Below are 15,973 nucleotides of genomic sequence, written 5' to 3'. Positions count from 1 at the left end.
GCGCCGCCGCAGGCAGCGGCCGCCGCACCCGCAACACCGGGCTTTGCCCTGCTCGCGCCGCAGCGGCTGTACCTTGAGGCCGGTGCGCACACCGCCCCGGCCGCACTGGGCGCCGGCTGGCTGATCGTGGCCGAGGGCCCCGGCGGCGCCGACCCGCTGGCGGACGAGCCCGGGCGCCTGCTCGACAACATGCTGCGCGCGCTGCAGCTGCACCGCCACCCACGGGTCTTCCTGTGCACGCTGCAGACGCAGGCCTCCGACGCGCCGCCCGCCGCGCCCTGCGCCGAGGCCCTTGCGCAGGCGGTGGCGGCCGTGCAGCCGGCACTGGTGCTGGTGATGGGACGCGCAGCGGCGCGCGCCGTGCTCGGGCGCAGCGAGCCGCTGGGGCACCTGCGCGCGCAGCCGCATGCCGTGGGCGGTGTGCCCGCCGTCGTCACCTACGATGCGCCCTACCTGCTGCGCGCACCCGCGGCCAAGGCCGCCGCCTGGGCCGACCTGTGCCGCGCGCGCGCGCTGGCCGGTGGCGCGGCCCCGGCTTCGGCACCCGGCTGACCGCCACGCGCTGTCACGGCGCGGTCGCAGAACCGGTTCACGATGACTCGGCGGCCGCGCCCCGAGGGCAATGCGATAATCGCCGGCTTGATTTTTGTGTGGAGAAACACCTTGGAAACCTACCCCAGTCGGTAGCTTTCAGCTCCCAGGCCAGTGGCGGGGGTTGAAAGCGCACCCCATTCCCCCGCTACCGATCGCCATTTCCAGGGAGTGAGCCATGCTCAACATCTTCACGCTTGCCAACGGACGACTCTTCCAGGAAGAAATCGAGTCGCTCGAAGAACTGTCCCAGTTCCAGCCCATCTGGGTGGACCTCGAATCGCCCACGCTCGACGAAAAGCGCTGGATCAAGCAGTACTACGGCCTGTCGATCCCCGAGGACGCGATGGACGAGGACATCGAGGAGTCCGCCCGCTTCTACGAAGAGGACAACGGCGAGCTGCACATCCGCAGCGACTTTCTGATCGACGACGACGAAGACCCGCGTTCGGTGCGCGTGGCCTTCATCCTGAACCAGCACAACGCCGACCTGAAAAGCCGCGGCGTGCTGTTCTCCATCCACGACGAAGACGTGCCCGTGTTCCGCCTGCTGCGCATGCGCGCACGGCGCGCGCCCGGCCTGATCGAGGATGCCAAGGAAGTGCTGCTCGCGCTGTTCGACACCGATGCCGAGTATTCGGCCGACACGCTGGAGAACATCTACGACGAGCTCGAAAAGGTGAGCAAGCAGGTGCTCTCGGGCGACGTGACCGACGCGCGCGCCAGTGAGGTGCTGGCCGCCATCGCGCGCCAGGAAGACTTGAACGGGCGCATCCGCCGCAACGTGATGGACACGCGCCGCGCCGTGAGCTTCATGATGCGCAGCAAGATGCTCAACGCCGAGCAGTTCGAGGAAGCGCGCCAGATCCTGCGCGACATCGAATCGCTGGACAACCACACGGCCTTCCTGTTCGACAAGATCAACTTCCTGATGGATGCCACCGTGGGCTTCATCAACATCAACCAGAACAAGATCATCAAGATCTTCTCGGTCGCCAGCGTGGCGCTGCTGCCGCCGACACTGATCGCCAGCATCTATGGCATGAACTTCAAGTTCATGCCTGAGCTGGAATGGTCGATGGGCTACCCCTATGTGCTCGCGCTGATGCTGGCCAGCGCGCTCGTCCCGATGTGGTACTTCCGCAAGCGCGGCTGGTTGAAATAAATTTCAAGCCAAATCGGCATCAAACGCCTGTGCAACAAGCGCTGATAGCTCTTTATTTCATAGCGAAAGCAGCAATGCGCGCACGATGTGGTCGGCGTAGCGGCTGGCCACGGCCGCGATGAAGCGCGGAAAGTCCACGTGCGCGTCATCGTCGGCGCGGTCCGAGATGGTGCGCACCGCCGCGAACGGCACGCCGTAGTCCAGGCACACCTGGGCCACGGCCGCGCCTTCCATCTCCACGGCCAGCACCTCGTGGCCGGCGGCGCGCAGCGGCTCGCGCAGCGCGCGCGACACCTGGGCGCAGCTGACGAAGCGGTCGCCACTGGCGACCAGCCCCTGGTGCAGGCGCGGCGCGCCCTGCATGAATTCATGGTCAAAATGGCCTCCAGCGCTTTCCAGGCAAGCGCTGACAGCTCCTGAAAGCAGAGCAGTCAAAGCCGCGTCGCAGGGCAGGCGCACGCCCGCGTAGCCCGGCACCTGCCAGCGCGCGAACAGCGGCGAGGCGTCCATGTCGTGCTGCACATAGTCCTGCGCCACTACCACGTCGCCCACGCGCACGCCCTCGCCGAGGCCGCCGGCCACGCCGGTGAAGACGATGCGCGTGGCGCCAAAGCGCTCGATCAGCGCGGCGGCCGTGGTCGCCGCCGCCACCTTGCCGATGCCGCTGAGCGCCAGCACCACCGGCTGGCCCTGCAGCACGCCCCGGCTGAACACGCGCTCGGCGTGCCGCACCTGCGCCGCCTGCTGCAGGCTAGCGAGCAGGCCGGATTGTTCTTCGGGGAGGGCGCTGAGGATGGCGGTGGTCATGGCGGCGGGGTCGATCCAACACAAAAACGGCAAAGAAAAGCCCCGGGCCATCGACGGCGCCAGGGCGGCGGCACGGCGCGCGGGCCGTGCACTGCGGGGCCGGTGCGCACGCGGGCGCGCACCGGCTTGCGAGCTTACTTGATGTCCACGCCGTAGAAGTTGTGGCGCCCGAATGGGCTGAGCTTGAAGTCCACCACCTCCTTGCGCACGGGTTTCAATTGCACCGCGTGCGCAATGGTGAACCACGGCGCCTGCTCCTTGAAGATCACCTGGGCCTTCTTGTACAGCTCGGTGCGCTCGGCCTGGCTGGTCACGGTCTTGGCCTTGACCACGAGGTCTTCATAGGGCTGGTAGCAGAACTTGGCGATGTTGCTGCCGCTGGCCGACTGGGCCGAGGCGCAGCCGAGCAGGGTGTAGAGGAAGTTGTCCGGATCGCCGTTGTCGCCGGTCCAGCCCAGCATGCCCATCTGGTGTTCGCCGGCCTGCATGCGCTTGCGGTACTCGCCCCATTCAAACGATTTGATCTCGGCCTTGACGCCGATCTTGGCCAGGTCGGCCTGCATCAGCTCGGCAATGCGCTTGGCGTTGGGGTTGTAGGGGCGCTGCACCGGCATGGCCCACAGGTCGGTGGACAGGCCGTTGGGGTAGCCGGCCTCGGCCAGCAGCTTCTTGGCCGCGGCCGGATCGAACGGATCGTCCTTGACCGCGTCGTTGTACGACCACATGGTCGGCGGGATCGGGTTCTTGGCGGCCACGCCGGTCGACAGGTAGACGCCGTCGATGATGGCTTTCTTGTCGATCGCCATGTTGATGGCCTTGCGCACGCGCACGTCGTCGAACGGCTTCTTGGTGGTGTTGTAGGCCAGGTAGCCGACGTTCAGGCCGGGCTGCTCTAGCACCTGCACGTTGGCGTCCTTGCGAATGGCGTCGAGGTCGGCCGGGTTCGGGTAGGGCATGACATGGCACTCGCCCTTTTGCAGCTTGGCCCAGCGCACCGCGGCGTCGGGTGTGATCGCATAGACCAGGTCGTCGAGCTTGGCCTTGCCGCCCCAGTAGGCCGGGAAGGCCTTGTAGCGGATCACGGCGTCCTTCTGGTACTGCACCAGGTAGAACGGGCCGGTGCCGATCGGGTCCTGGTCGATCTTCTCGGGCGTGCCGGCCTTGAGCATGGCATCGGCGTATTCCTTCGATTGCACGGCCGCATACGGCATGGCCAGGTTGGCCAGGAATGGCGCCTCGGGCTTGTTGAGCGTGATCTTGATGGTGTAGTCGTCGACCTTGGCCACCGACACCAGCAGCTTGGGCATGCCCATGTCGTTGAAGTACGAGTGGTTCGGGCTGGTGACCTTGAAGTAGGGGTTGTCTTCCTTCCACTGGCGCTCGAACATGAACAGCACGTCGTCGGCGTTCATATCACGCGTGGGTTTGAAGCTCTTGCTGGTGGTGTGCCACTTCACGCCCTTGCGCAGGTGGAAGGTGTATTCCTTGCCGTCGGCCGACACCTCCCAGCGCTCGGCCAGGCCCGGCACGACCTTGGTGCCGCCGCGCTCGAACTCGACCAGGCGGTTGTAGATGGGCTCGTTGCCGTCGAACGAGGTGCCCGTGGTGTTCACGCCGGGGTAGAAATTCTCCGGACTGCCCTCGGAGCAGAACACCAGGGTCTTGGCCGAGGCGGCGCCAGCGGCCAGCAACACGGGCAGGGCCAGCGCGGCCAGGGCGAATCGCTTGCGCGAGGGGGTGTGTGTCATCACAGGTCTCCTTCAGGTTGAAATCAGGCCACCGGGGTCGGCGACGCCGCAAGAGGTGCCGAACCGGTGGCCGGCGCCAGGAAATCCTCGGCATAGTGGCAAGCCACCAGGCGCTCGTCCACCGGCCGCTGCAGCGGCCGCTCGGCGCGGCAGCGCTCGGTGGCGTAGGCGCAGCGCGTCGAGAACACGCAGCCCGGCGGCGGATGCAGGGGCGAGGGCAGTTCGCCCTTGAGCACGATGCGCTCGCGGCGCGGGCCGCCCGCGGCCACCAGCCCCGGCGTCGACGCCAGCAGCGCCTGGGTGTAGGGGTGCAGCGGCTGCGCAAAGATCTTGTGCTTGGGGCCCTGCTCGACGGCATGGCCGAGGTACATCACCAGCACGTCGTGGGCGATGTGGCGCACCACGGCAAGGTCGTGCGAGATGAACAGGTAGGCCAGGCCCAGGTCGCGCTGCAAATCGGCCAGCAGGTTCAGCACCTGGGCCTGGATCGACACGTCGAGCGCGGACACCGGCTCGTCGGCGACCACCAGCTTGGGGCTGAGCATGAGCGCGCGCGCAATGGCGATGCGCTGGCGCTGGCCGCCCGAGAACATGTGCGGGTAGCGGTCGGCGTATTCGGGGCGCAGGCCGACCTGGGCCAGCATGGCGCGCGCGCGCTCGGCACGCTCGGCCTTGGACAGCCGGGTGTTGATGGCCAGCGGGTCTTCGAGCGCCGCGCTGATCTTCTTGCGCGGGTTGAGCGAGCCGTAGGGGTTCTGGAACACCAGCTGCACGGTCTTGCGCAGCTGCTGGCGCTCGCGCGCCGTGGCGTGCGTGACGTCGGTGCCGTCGAGCACCAGGCGGCCCGACGTCGGCGTCTCGATCAGCGACACCATGCGCGCCAGCGTCGACTTGCCGCAGCCCGACTCCCCGACCACGGCCAGCGTCTGGCCCGCGCGCACCGCAAACGAGACGCCGCCCACGGCCTGCAGCTGCGCCGGCGCGCGCAGCAGGCCGCGGCGGATCGAATAGACCTGGCGCAGGTCCTCGGCCTGCACCACGGTGGCGCGGTCAGGCACCGCGGCGCCGGGGAACTGCGCGCTCATGCGGCCACCTCCACCGCCACCGGGCCGTCGGCCTCGATGCGCACCTGCCGCGTGGCATCGCCCAGCGGATAGTGGCAGCGCACCTGGATGTCCGGCAGGCCCGCCACGCCCGCCGGCACCGGCCGCAGCTCGGGCCGCAGTGCCTGGCAGCGCACCGTGGCGTAGGCGCAGCGCGGCGCGAACAGGCAGCCCGTGGGCCGGTCGTAGAGCCCGGGCACCACGCCGGGGATGGTGGCCAGCCGCCCGTCGGCGCCGACCTGCTCGGGCATGGCCGCCAACAGCGCTTCGGTATAGGGGTGCTGGGGCGCGGCGAACAACGCATCGACCGTGCTCTGCTCGACCACCTGGCCGGCATACATCACGGCCACGCGCTGCGCCATCTCCTGGACCACGCCCATGTTGTGCGTGATCAGCACCAGCGCCATGCCGCGCTCCTGCTGCAGCTGGCGCAGCAGGTCGAGGATTTGCGCCTGGATCGTCACATCGAGCGCCGTGGTGGGCTCGTCGGCGATCAACAGGCGCGGGTTGCAGGCAATGGCCATGGCGATCATCACGCGCTGGTTCATGCCGCCCGACATCTGGTGCGGGTAGTCGTTCAGGCGCGCGCTGGCGGAAGGAATGCCGACCTGCTCGAGCAGCTCGGTGGCACGCCTGCGGGCCGCTGCCCGGTCCATCTTGAGGTGCAGGCGCAGCACTTCCATCAGCTGGAAGCCGATGGTGAAGCACGGGTTCAAGCTCGTGGTCGGGTCCTGGAAGATCATGGCCACGTCCTTGCCGACGAGGCTGCGGCGCTGGCGGTCCGACAGGCCCAGCAGGTCGTGGCCGGCGAATTGCAGCTGCTGCGCGCGCACCTGGCCCGGGTAGCCGATCAGGCCCATCAGCGCCATCATCGTGACGCTCTTGCCCGAGCCGGACTCGCCGACGATGCCCAGCACCTCCCCTTCCTGCAGCTGCAGGCTGACGCCGTCGACGGCGTGCATGACGGCCCCCTGGGTGGGGAAGTCGACGTGAAGATTCTCGATGTCCAGCAATGCCATGGCGTCGTTTACCGTTTGAGCTTGGGGTCGAGCGCGTCGCGCAGGCCGTCGCCGAGCAAATTGAAGGCCAGCACCGCGACCACGATCATCAGGCCCGGGAAGGTGACAACCCACCACGCGCGCATGACGAACTCGCGCGCGTCGGCCAGCATGGTGCCCCACTCGGGCGAAGGCGGCTGCGCGCCCAGGCCCAGGAAGCCCAGCGCCGCGGCATCGAGGATGGCCGTGGACACGCCCAGCGACGCCTGCACGATGAGCGGCGCCGCGCAGTTGGGCAGCACCTCGCTGAACATCAGGCGCAGCGTGCCGGCGCCGCTGACGCGCGCGGCCGTCACGTAGTCCTTGGACACCTCGCTGATGACGGCCGCGCGCGTGATGCGCACATAGTGCGGCAGCACCACCACCGCCACCGCCAGCATGGCGTTGATGAGGCCGGGCCCCAGGATGGCGACGATCACGATGGCCAGCAGCAGGCTGGGCAGCGTCAGGATGATGTCCATGAGGCGCATGATCGCGATCTCCAGGATGCCGCGGTAGAAGCCCGCCACCAGCCCGAGGCTCACGCCCAGGGCGAGGGCGATCAGCACCACCACGGCCCCGATGGACAATGACAGCCGTGCACCGTGGATCAGGCGCGAGAGAATGTCGCGGCCGATCGCGTCGGTGCCCAGCAGGTAGGTGGACATGCCGCCGTCCTGCCAGAACGGCGGTTTCAGAAAGGCCGCGCTGTTGGTCTGGTCGGGCGCATGCGGTGCGATGAGCGGCGCAAACAGCGCCAGCAGCAGCAGCGCGCACACGACGACCAGGCCGAACACCGCGCCCTTGTTGGCGGAGAACGCGCGCCAGAACTCGCGCAGCGGGCTCGGAGGGGTGGACGCGGCGGGGCGCGCCGTCAGGGTGGTGGAAGCCATGGCGCGCACTTTCAGTGGCCGGCGCGGATGCGCGGATTGATGATGCCGTAGGTCACATCGACCAGCAGGTTGACGAGCATGACGACGGTGCCCAGCAGCAGCATGCCGCCCTGCAGCACCGGGTAGTCACGCCGGTTGATGGCCTCGATCAGCCACTTGCCCACGCCGGGCCAGGAAAAGATGGTCTCGGTCAGGATGGCACCGGTGAACAGCACGCCTACCTGCAATCCGATCACGGTGACCACGGGAATCAGCGCATTGCGCAGCGCATGCAGGGCCACGATGCGAAAGCCCGAGAGCCCCTTGGCGCGCGCCGTGCGGATGTAGTCCTCGCCCAGCACTTCGAGCATGGCCGAGCGCGTCATGCGCGCCACCACGGCCAGCGGGTTGGTGCCCAGCACAATGGCCGGCAGGATCAGGTGCTGGAGCGCCGAGAAGAACGCGGCGGTCTCGCCCGCGCGCAGCGAGTCCCAGAGCAGAAAACCGGTGCGGGGCTCGACATAGTGCATGACGTCGATGCGGCCCGACACCGGGGTGACGCCGAGGTAGACCGAAAACCCCATGATGAGCAGCAGACCCCACCAGAAGATCGGCATCGAATAGCCCGTGAGCGACACGGTCATCACACCATGGTCGAACCAGGAGTTGCGCTTCACGGCAGCGACGATGCCGGCCGGAATGCCCAACAGCAGGGCGAACGCAATCGCGCACAAGGCCAGTTCGATGGTGGCCGGAAACAAGGTCAGGAACTCGTCGAGCACCGGCACCTGGGTGATGATGGATTTGCCCAGGTCGCCCTGCAGCACGCGGCCGATGTAGATGCCATATTGCGTGAGTACCGGCTTGTCGAGCCCATACTCCACCAGCAGTGCGGCATGGCGCGCGGCATCGATGCCACGCTCTCCGGCCATGGTCTCGATGGGGTCGCCTGGAACGAGGCGAATCAAAAAAAACGCCAGCAAGGTCATCCCCAGAAAAGTCGGGATGAGCAAGCTGACGCGGGTGAGCAGAAAACGCAGCATCGCTCGATGATGCATGAAGAATCCGGGGCCTCTGGCTCAGGGTTTTCGCTAAAAAACCCTGATTGGCGGGTCCTTGCCGTGCCGCAAGAGACAGGCTATTTTTTGTCGCGCAGTTCGCGGCGCAGGATCTTGCCCACCGGGGTTTTGGGCAATTCGGTGCGGAACTCGATCACCTTCGGCTGCTTGTAGCCGGTCAGGTTGGTGCGGCAAAACTCCCTGACCTGCGCCTCGGTCAGATCCTCGGATTTCTTCACGATGACGAGCTTGACGGCCTCGCCGGTCTTCTCGTCCGGCACCCCCACCGCCGCGCATTCGAGCACGCCCGGGCAGTTGGCGATGACCTCTTCGACTTCGTTGGGATAGACGTTGAAGCCGCTGACCAGCACCATGTCCTTCTTGCGGTCGACGATCTTGAAGAAGCCACGCTCGTCCATGGTGCCGATGTCGCCCGACTTGAAGTAGCCGTCCTCGGTCATGACCTTGGCGGTTTCATCGGGGCGCTGCCAATAGCCAGCCATCACCTGGGGGCCCTTGATGGCGATCTCGCCAGGCTGCCCCAGGGTTGTCACCTCGCGGCCCTCGTCGTCGAGCAGCTTCATGTAGGTGCTCGGAATGGGGACGCCGATGGTGCCGGTGAATTCCTTGGCCGTCACCGGGTTGCAGCTGGCGGATGGGCTGGTTTCTGACAGTCCGTAGCCTTCGCAGACCGGGCAGCCGGTCTTCTCCAGCCACAGCTTGGCCACGGCGCCCTGCACCGCCATGCCTCCACCCACCGAGACCTTGAGGTTTTTCCAGTTGACGGTGTGGAAGTCGGGGTGGTTGGCCAGGCCGTTGAACAAGGTGTTCACCGCCGGGAAGCTGTGGAAGGTGTGCTTGGAAAGCTCCTTCAGTACCGCAGGCAGGTCGCGCGGATTGGGGATCAGAATGGTCTTTCCGCCCGTGCGCATGCTCAGCATCATGTTCACGGTAAAGGCAAAGATGTGGTACAGCGGCAGCGCGCAAATGCTGGTGGGCTGCTCATTGGCGGGCACCTGCTTCATGGCGGGTGCGTTCCAGGCCTCGGACTGCAGTACGTTGGCAATCACGTTGCGGTGCAGCAGCACGGCCCCCTTGCTCACGCCCGTGGTGCCGCCGGTGTACTGCAGCAGTGCCACATCGTCGGGCTTGATCTCCGGCTGCTTGAGCGTGCCCCGCTTACCCTGCGCGATGGCGTCGTTGAACCGCACCGCGCCCGGCAGGCTGTAGGCAGGCACCATCTTCTTCACATTGCGCACCACGTAGTTGACCAGCGCTCCCTTGAGCATGCCGAGCTGGTCGCCCATGGTGCACAGCACCACGTGCTTGACGGCGGTGTTGGCGATGCACTGCTGCAAGGTGTGGGCAAAGTTTTCGATGATGACAATGGCCTTCGCGCCCGAGTCCTTGAGCTGGTGCTCCAGTTCCCGCGGCGTGTACAGCGGGTTGACGTTGACGACCACGAAGCCCGCACGCAGGATGGCGGCCACTGCCACCGGGTATTGCGGTACGTTGGGCATCATGATGGCCACGCGGTCACCCTTCACCAGGCCCAGGCCCTGCAGGAAAGCGGCCATGGAACGGCTCAGTGCGTCTGTTTGCGCAAACGTCACCTCCTTGCCCATGAAGCTGTAGGCCACGCGGCCCGCGTGGCGGCGGAACGCCTCGTCCATCAGTGCGACCAGCGAGGGGTACTGCGCGGTGTCGATGTCGGCAGGCACACCCTGCGGATACGCGGCCAGCCAGGGACGATCGGTCATTCTTGTCTCTCCATACTTCTTGTTGCAATTAGACCGGCATTGTCATGGCGTGCACCGGCTCCCCGCGTCTGTGCTTTCCCTAAGGCGCGGCAAGCCTGGTGCCTGCCGTGCCCGCTGTCGCGCGCGCTATTCGATGGCTTTGGCCATCTCCTCGACGACTTTCTTGGCATCGCCAAACACCATCATGGTCTTGTCCATATAGAACAATTCGTTGTCCAGGCCTGCGTAGCCCGAAGCCATCGAGCGCTTGTTGACGATCACGGTCTTGGCCTTGTAGGCCTCCAGAATGGGCATGCCGTAAATGGGGCTGCCCTTGGTGTGCGCGGCCGGATTCACCACGTCGTTGGCGCCGAGGATGATCGCCACGTCGGCCTGCCCGAACTCGCCGTTGATGTCCTCCATCTCGAACACTTGGTCGTAAGGCACCTCGGCCTCGGCCAGCAATACGTTCATGTGGCCCGGCATGCGCCCGGCCACCGGGTGGATGGCGTACTTGACCGTGATGCCTTTGTCGGTGAGCTTTTGTGCCAGCTCCTTGACCGCGTGCTGCGCGCGTGCCACCGCCAAGCCGTAGCCGGGCACGATGATCACGGTCTCGGCATTGCCCAGCACGAAGGCAGCGTCGTCGGCACTGCCGCTCTTGACGGGCCGCTGCGCCTGCCCGCCGCCGCCCGCCGCGGTGGTGGCCTCGCCGCCAAAACCGCCCAGGATCACATTGAAGAACGAACGGTTCATGGCCTTGCACATGATGTAGCTCAGGATCGCGCCCGAACTGCCCACCAAGCTGCCGGCAATGATCAGCATCGAGTTGTTCAGGCTGAAACCGATGCCGGCCGCCGCCCAGCCCGAGTAGCTGTTGAGCATCGACACCACCACTGGCATGTCGGCGCCGCCGATCGGGATGATGATCAGCACGCCCATGGCAAAGGCCAGCACCAGCATGGCAAAGAACGCTGGCCAGCTTTCGGTGACAACAAAGACCAGGCCCAGGGCCACGGTCAGCAGCCCCAGCACCAGGTTCAGCTGGTGCTGGCCGGCAAACTGCACCGGCGCGCCCTGGAACAGGCGGAACTTGTACTTGCCGGCGAGCTTGCCAAAAGCGATCACGGAGCCGCTGAAAGTGATCGCGCCAATGGCCGCGCCGAGGAACAGCTCGAGCCGGTTGCCATAGGGAATGGCGTAGCGCAGGAAGCCATCGACGACCACCGCGCCGTCGGCGGTGGGCACGCCGACCGAGGCGGCAACTGGCACCGGCGTGATACCGAAAGCCCAGGGCTCGGCCACCGCGGCGATGCCGATGAACACCGCTGCCAGGCCGATCATGCTGTGCATGAACGCCACCAGCTCGGGCATCTTGGTCATCTCGACCCGCTGTGCCATCCCGGCGCCGGCGCTGCCGCCGACCAGCAAACCCAGCAGCACCCAGCCCAGGCCGAGCGCACTGCCGGCCAGAGTGACGATGAGCGCCGCCGTGGTCACCACGGCGATGGCCATACCAGCCATGCCGAAGGCGTTGCCGCGGATCGAGGTGGTGGGGTGCGACAAACCCTTGAGCGCCTGGATGAAACAGACGCTGGCGACCAAGTACAGCAGGGTGACGGCGTTCATGCTCATTTCGCGTCTCCCTGGGCCACCACGGGTGCCTTGCGTTCTTTCTTCCGGAACATCTCCAGCATGCGGCGCGTCACGAGAAAGCCGCCGAACACATTGACGGCGGCGAGCGCCACGGCCAGCACGCCCATGATTTTGCCCAGAGGGGTCTCGGTCAGGGCGGCCGCCAGCATGGCGCCGACGATGACGATGGCCGAGATGGCATTGGTCACCGCCATGAGGGGCGTGTGCAGCGCGGGCGTGACGGTCCAGACCACGTGGTAGCCCACGTAGATGGCCAGCACGAAGATGATGAGGTTGAGGATGGTGGGGGAAACCAGGTCCATGGTGTCAGTTCCTTAGTGTGGCAAGGCCATCGGGAAGGGGCCAGAGGCACTGCAGGCGATGCAGCCGCCCTGAAGCCCGTGGCGCGGCGTCGGTGTGCGCACTGTCAAGCACGCCTCACCGCGCCCTGGTAGGCGACCAGGCAAGCGTCCACGATGTCGTCGTTGAGATCGACCTGCAAAACGCCCTGCGCATCGATGACGAGCTTGAGGAAGTCGAGCACGTTGCGCGCATACAGGGCAGATGCATCGGCCGCCACCAAGGCCGGCAAGTTGGTTTCGCCGATCAGAGTCACGCCATGCTGGAGCGTGACGGCACCGGCCTGCGTCAAGGGGCAGTTGCCGCCCTGGGCGGCCGCCAGATCGACAATGACCGACCCCGGTTTCATGGCCTTGACCATGTCTTCGGTGACGAGCACGGGCGCAGCGCGGCCCGGGATCAGCGCGGTGGTGATGACGATGTCGGCTGCCGCCACGCGTTTGGCCACTTCCTGCTTCTGGCGGTCGAGCCAGCTTTGCGGCATGGGCCGGGCATATCCGCCCACGCCTTCGGCGGCCTCTTTTTCTTCGGGTGTTTCATAGGGCACGTCGATGAATTTCGCGCCCAGCGATTCGACCTGCTCCTTGACGCTGGGGCGCACGTCAGAGGCCTCGATCACCGCGCCCAGGCGCTTGGCGGTGGCAATGGCCTGCAGGCCGGCCACCCCTACGCCCAACACCACGACGCGCGCGGCCTTGACGGTGCCGGCGGCGGTCATCAGCATGGGAAAGATGCGCTGGTAGTTGTCCGCCGCCAGCATGACGGCCTTGTAGCCGGCGATATTGGCCTGCGAGGACAGCACATCCATGCTCTGCGCGCGGGAGGTGCGCGGCGCAGCCTCCAGCGCATAAGCCGTCAGGCCCGCCTGCGCCATGCGCTGCAGGCCTGGCGCATCGAAGGGGTTGAGCATGCCCACGACGGTGGTACCCGTGCGCAGCAGCGCCATCTCGGGCTCTTGCGGAGCCCGCACCTTGAGCACCAAATCGCACGCGAATGCGCCAGCGGCATCGGTGATCTCGGCGCCTGCCGCCTCATAGGCCCCATCGGGCACGCTGGCAGCAGTCCCCGCTTGGGCCTGAACGCGCACGGTGTGCCCTTGGGCTTTAAGTTTCTTGACCGTTTCAGGGGTTGCAGCAACCCGGGTCTCTCCCGCCATCGTTTCGGCTGGCACGCCAATCAGCATGTATGTCTCCTCGTGGTATTGCTCAGTTCTGTTGACTGACCACGAGCTTACATGAAGAAACTTTTATGGCTGGCGTTTATTGCCGATCTGGACGGAGCTGCTCAGGGTCCAGGAGAGCAGTCTCACCAAGGGTGGCCCGAGAGCAACGCCAGCGTCCGCTGCCTGGCACACACCCCAAGCGCGGTGGATCAGTTGACCACTTGGGCCAGTGCGCCCGATGCGTACTGTGCTGCCACCACCTGCAGGCTGTGGCCCTTGATCTTCGCGCCCTGCCCTTCGCAGCCGAACTCGATGTAGCGCTGCTTGCAGATGGCCTTGGCGGCCTCGCGCGCAGGCTTGAGCCATTCACGGGCATCGAATTTCTCAGGGTTTTCAAACAGGAACTTGCGCACCGCGCCGGTCATGGCCAGGCGGATGTCGGTGTCGATGTTGATCTTGCGCACGCCGAACTGGATGGCCTTCTGGATCTCCTCGACGGGCACGCCGTAGGTTTCTTTCATCTTGCCGCCGTACTGGTTGATGGTGGCCAGCAAATCCTGCGGTACCGACGACGATCCGTGCATCACCAGGTGGGTGTTGGGGATGCGCTGGTGGATGGCCTGCACGCGGTCGATGGCCAGAATGTCTCCAGTGGGCTTGCGGGAGAATTTGTAGGCGCCGTGGCTGGTGCCAATGGCGATGGCCAGTGCGTCGAGCTGGGTGCGTTTGACGAAGTCGGCAGCTTGTTCAGGGTCGGTGAGAAGCTGCTCACGCGTCATGACGGCATCGGTGCCGTGCCCGTCTTCCTTGTCGCCCTGCATGGTCTCGAGCGAACCGAGGCAGCCCAGCTCGCCTTCGACCGTAACGCCCAGCTGGTGCGCCATGTCCACGACCTTGCGGGTCACCTCAATGTTGTACTCATAGCTTGCGATGGTCTTGCCATCGGCCTCCAGCGAGCCATCCATCATCACGGAGCTGAAGCCCAGGTCGATGGCGCCGCGGCATACGTCGGGGCTTTGCCCATGGTCCTGGTGCATCACCAAGGGAATGTGGGGATAGGCTTCTACGGCCGCCTGGATCAGGTGCTTGATGAACGCCTCGCCCGCGTACTTGCGCGCGCCGGCACTGGCCTGCAGGATGACGGGCGCACCCGTTTCATCCGCGGCGGCCATCACGGCCTGCACCTGTTCGAGGTTGTTGACGTTGAAAGCGGGGATGCCGTAGCGGTTTTCAGCAGCGTGGTCGAGCAGTTCGCGCATCGAGACGAGTGGCATGGTCGTGGGTCCATTCAAGGTTGATGAAGGCCGCGAAGGCCTGTGGCAGCGGTGGTAACCGCTTCGTAACCATGGATTTTAGCGGGCTTGCCATTTCGCGGTCGATGCGAAATCCAGACGGTAGCAGGTGGTGAACGGCGCCTGCGCAGCGGTTTGCGCAAACGTGGCGCTGTGCACCGCCGCGACACGCGCGACGATTTCATGGCCCAGGTGCAAACTGTCCGCCAACGGGCGCGTGGGCTGGGCCTTCTGCCGCCCTGCTCCATCGTCACACACCTGCAGCCAGGCCGCAAAGTCGTCGGCAGGCCCTCCGAGGCCACATTGCACTTCCACGCACGTCCCTCGGGGCGTATGGCGCAAGGCATTCTCGATCAGATTGCGCAGCGCCATCTCCAACAACACGGCATGGCCGGGGAGGAACAGTTCCGCAGGGGCCGACACCGACAACTCGCTCCCGTGATCCCACGCGGCAGGGGCACAGTCGGCCGCGACAGAGCGCACCAGCTGTGCGAGGTCCACCGGCGCGGCCGCCTCCTGCCACCGGTTGCGGGCGATGCGCGCCAGGGCCAACAGCTGGGTCAGCACATGGCCTGCGCGCAGTGCATCGGCGTGCAGGCGTTCGAGCGCGTGCGCCTGTTCCGCGCGGGGCAGGCCCGCGCCGAGCGCCTGCGCCTGCAAGGCGATCGATGCCATCGGCGTGCGCAGTTCATGGGCGACCTCGTTGGCGAACTCGCGCTCGCGCGCCAGCGCGGCCTGCTGGCGCGCGAGCAAGTTGTTGATGGAGTCCACGATGGAATCGAACTCTTGCAGCGGGTGACGCTGCACCATGCCCTGGTCGCCCCGCACATCGAGCTGCGCCACCTCTTGCGAGAGCTCGTACAGCGGCCGAAGTCCGCGCCGAATGGCCAGTCCCAGGGCCAGCGCCACCACCGGCAGCAGCCACAGGCCCGGCTCAATCATCTGCCCGGCAATATCGTGCGCCAACGCATCGCGCTCCTGCAAGTCCAGCAGCACCACGATCTTGCGGCTGCGCGCGCTATCCCACTGCGCAAAGCTGCGCCACAGCTTTGCGTTCGCCCCCAGGCGCTGCTCTGCATACCCTGGCGCTGTGTTGAACGGCGGCAGTGGCGCCGCGCCGGTGCGCACCAGCACCCGGCCTTGCGCATCCCACAGCACGACACTCAGCGATTGCTGGTAGTCGTGGCTTTTGAGCCCGGGCAAAGTGCTCAGCGGCGTCGCCGGTGTGGGCTCCGACATGGCCTGCACCTGCAGGTTCAGCACCAAGGCCGACACGCTGGCCAACTGCCCGTCGGTCAGTTCATCCGCTTCCTCCACGCCTGTCTGGTATGCCAGCGCCACAAAACAAGCCCACACCAACACCAGCGCTCCCAGGGACCACGCCAGCATTCGGCGCGTGAGCGA

Annotated in this window: 14 protein-coding genes; 2 read left to right on the top strand and 12 right to left on the bottom strand. The window is 66.2% G+C overall.

What is annotated here, in order from left to right; translation table 11 throughout:
• On the top strand, positions 1-552 hold a 552-nt coding region (locus B2J89_RS11220; protein ID WP_240964894.1), incomplete at its 5' end, for a uracil-DNA glycosylase family protein.
• A 217-nt stretch (positions 553-769) separates the two neighbouring features.
• Positions 770-1,756 carry a magnesium/cobalt transporter CorA gene (gene corA, locus B2J89_RS11215; protein ID WP_169169159.1) on the top strand — a complete coding sequence of 329 codons (987 nt, stop codon included), beginning with the start codon at positions 770-772 and terminating at the stop codon, positions 1,754-1,756.
• 57 nt (positions 1,757-1,813) lie between these two features.
• Here the strand turns inward: corA and B2J89_RS11210 are convergent, their stop codons facing one another.
• The 12 genes from B2J89_RS11210 to B2J89_RS11155 all read right to left on the bottom strand — a co-directional run bounded on the left by B2J89_RS11210 (position 1,814) and on the right by B2J89_RS11155 (position 15,958).
• The gene (locus tag B2J89_RS11210; protein WP_169169158.1) at positions 1,814-2,563 is read right to left on the bottom strand and encodes a 5'-methylthioadenosine/adenosylhomocysteine nucleosidase; all 750 of its coding nucleotides are present in this window, start codon (positions 2,561-2,563) and stop codon (positions 1,814-1,816) included.
• Positions 2,564-2,697: 134 nt separating this feature from the next.
• Positions 2,698-4,311 carry an ABC transporter substrate-binding protein gene (locus B2J89_RS11205; RefSeq protein ID WP_169169157.1) on the bottom strand — a complete coding sequence of 538 codons (1,614 nt, stop codon included), beginning with the start codon at positions 4,309-4,311 and terminating at the stop codon, positions 2,698-2,700.
• 23 nt (positions 4,312-4,334) lie between these two features.
• Positions 4,335-5,396, bottom strand: coding sequence for a peptide ABC transporter ATP-binding protein (locus tag B2J89_RS11200; protein WP_169169156.1), 1,062 nt, complete (start codon positions 5,394-5,396; stop codon positions 4,335-4,337).
• The gene (locus tag B2J89_RS11195) at positions 5,393-6,433 is read right to left on the bottom strand and encodes an ABC transporter ATP-binding protein (RefSeq protein WP_169169155.1); all 1,041 of its coding nucleotides are present in this window, start codon (positions 6,431-6,433) and stop codon (positions 5,393-5,395) included. Before B2J89_RS11195 ends, B2J89_RS11200 begins: the two co-directional genes overlap by 4 nt.
• Positions 6,434-6,441: 8 nt before the next feature.
• Entirely contained in the window at positions 6,442-7,344 is a 903-nt protein-coding gene (locus B2J89_RS11190) for an ABC transporter permease subunit (protein ID WP_169169154.1), read from the bottom strand.
• Between the two features lie 11 nt (positions 7,345-7,355).
• Positions 7,356-8,366: an ABC transporter permease subunit gene (locus B2J89_RS11185; protein WP_169169167.1), complete on the bottom strand. Its 1,011-nt coding sequence runs from the start codon at positions 8,364-8,366 to the stop codon at positions 7,356-7,358.
• Positions 8,367-8,461: 95 nt separating this feature from the next.
• On the bottom strand, positions 8,462-10,141 hold the full coding sequence (locus B2J89_RS11180; protein WP_169169153.1) for a long-chain-fatty-acid--CoA ligase: 1,680 nt from the start codon (positions 10,139-10,141) through the stop codon (positions 8,462-8,464).
• A 126-nt stretch (positions 10,142-10,267) separates the two neighbouring features.
• Positions 10,268-11,755 (bottom strand): NAD(P)(+) transhydrogenase (Re/Si-specific) subunit beta, encoded by a 1,488-nt coding sequence (locus tag B2J89_RS11175; protein ID WP_169169152.1) that lies wholly within the window; start codon positions 11,753-11,755, stop codon positions 10,268-10,270.
• A complete protein-coding gene (locus B2J89_RS11170; RefSeq protein WP_169169151.1) occupies positions 11,752-12,078 on the bottom strand; it encodes an NAD(P) transhydrogenase subunit alpha in 327 nt (108 codons plus the stop codon). Before B2J89_RS11170 ends, B2J89_RS11175 begins: the two co-directional genes overlap by 4 nt.
• Before the next feature lie 104 nt (positions 12,079-12,182).
• Positions 12,183-13,298 carry a Re/Si-specific NAD(P)(+) transhydrogenase subunit alpha gene (locus B2J89_RS11165; protein WP_169169150.1) on the bottom strand — a complete coding sequence of 372 codons (1,116 nt, stop codon included), beginning with the start codon at positions 13,296-13,298 and terminating at the stop codon, positions 12,183-12,185.
• A gap of 188 nt (positions 13,299-13,486) precedes the next feature.
• A complete protein-coding gene (fba, locus tag B2J89_RS11160) occupies positions 13,487-14,551 on the bottom strand; it encodes a class II fructose-bisphosphate aldolase (RefSeq protein WP_169169149.1) in 1,065 nt (354 codons plus the stop codon).
• A 78-nt stretch (positions 14,552-14,629) separates the two neighbouring features.
• The gene (locus tag B2J89_RS11155; protein ID WP_169169166.1) at positions 14,630-15,958 is read right to left on the bottom strand and encodes a histidine kinase dimerization/phospho-acceptor domain-containing protein; all 1,329 of its coding nucleotides are present in this window, start codon (positions 15,956-15,958) and stop codon (positions 14,630-14,632) included.
• Between the last annotated feature and the right edge of the window lie 15 nt (positions 15,959-15,973).

It is taken from the genome of Acidovorax sp. SRB_24 (assembly GCF_012931925.1).
Note: the sequence above shows the minus strand (reverse complement) of the source record. Positions and strands in the feature narration are given on the sequence as shown.

Bases quoted from the DNA above. Each gene is read 5' to 3' on its own strand.
- B2J89_RS11200 (WP_169169156.1), bottom strand. From the start codon at position 5,396: ATGAGCGCGCAGTTCCCCGGCGCCGCGGTGCCTGACCGCGCCACCGTG.
- B2J89_RS11170 (WP_169169151.1), bottom strand. From the start codon at position 12,078: ATGGACCTGGTTTCCCCCACCATCCTCAACCTCATCATCTTCGTGCTG.
- B2J89_RS11155 (WP_169169166.1), bottom strand. From the start codon at position 15,958: ATGCTGGCGTGGTCCCTGGGAGCGCTGGTGTTGGTGTGGGCTTGTTTT.
- B2J89_RS11165 (WP_169169150.1), bottom strand. From the start codon at position 13,298: ATGCTGATTGGCGTGCCAGCCGAAACGATGGCGGGAGAGACCCGGGTT.
- corA (WP_169169159.1), top strand. From the start codon at position 770: ATGCTCAACATCTTCACGCTTGCCAACGGACGACTCTTCCAGGAAGAA.
- B2J89_RS11190 (WP_169169154.1), bottom strand. From the start codon at position 7,344: ATGGCTTCCACCACCCTGACGGCGCGCCCCGCCGCGTCCACCCCTCCG.
- B2J89_RS11195 (WP_169169155.1), bottom strand. From the start codon at position 6,433: ATGGCATTGCTGGACATCGAGAATCTTCACGTCGACTTCCCCACCCAG.
- fba (WP_169169149.1), bottom strand. From the start codon at position 14,551: ATGCCACTCGTCTCGATGCGCGAACTGCTCGACCACGCTGCTGAAAAC.
- B2J89_RS11175 (WP_169169152.1), bottom strand. From the start codon at position 11,755: ATGAGCATGAACGCCGTCACCCTGCTGTACTTGGTCGCCAGCGTCTGT.
- B2J89_RS11180 (WP_169169153.1), bottom strand. From the start codon at position 10,141: ATGACCGATCGTCCCTGGCTGGCCGCGTATCCGCAGGGTGTGCCTGCC.
- B2J89_RS11185 (WP_169169167.1), bottom strand. From the start codon at position 8,366: ATGCTGCGTTTTCTGCTCACCCGCGTCAGCTTGCTCATCCCGACTTTT.
- B2J89_RS11210 (WP_169169158.1), bottom strand. From the start codon at position 2,563: ATGACCACCGCCATCCTCAGCGCCCTCCCCGAAGAACAATCCGGCCTG.
- B2J89_RS11205 (WP_169169157.1), bottom strand. From the start codon at position 4,311: ATGACACACACCCCCTCGCGCAAGCGATTCGCCCTGGCCGCGCTGGCC.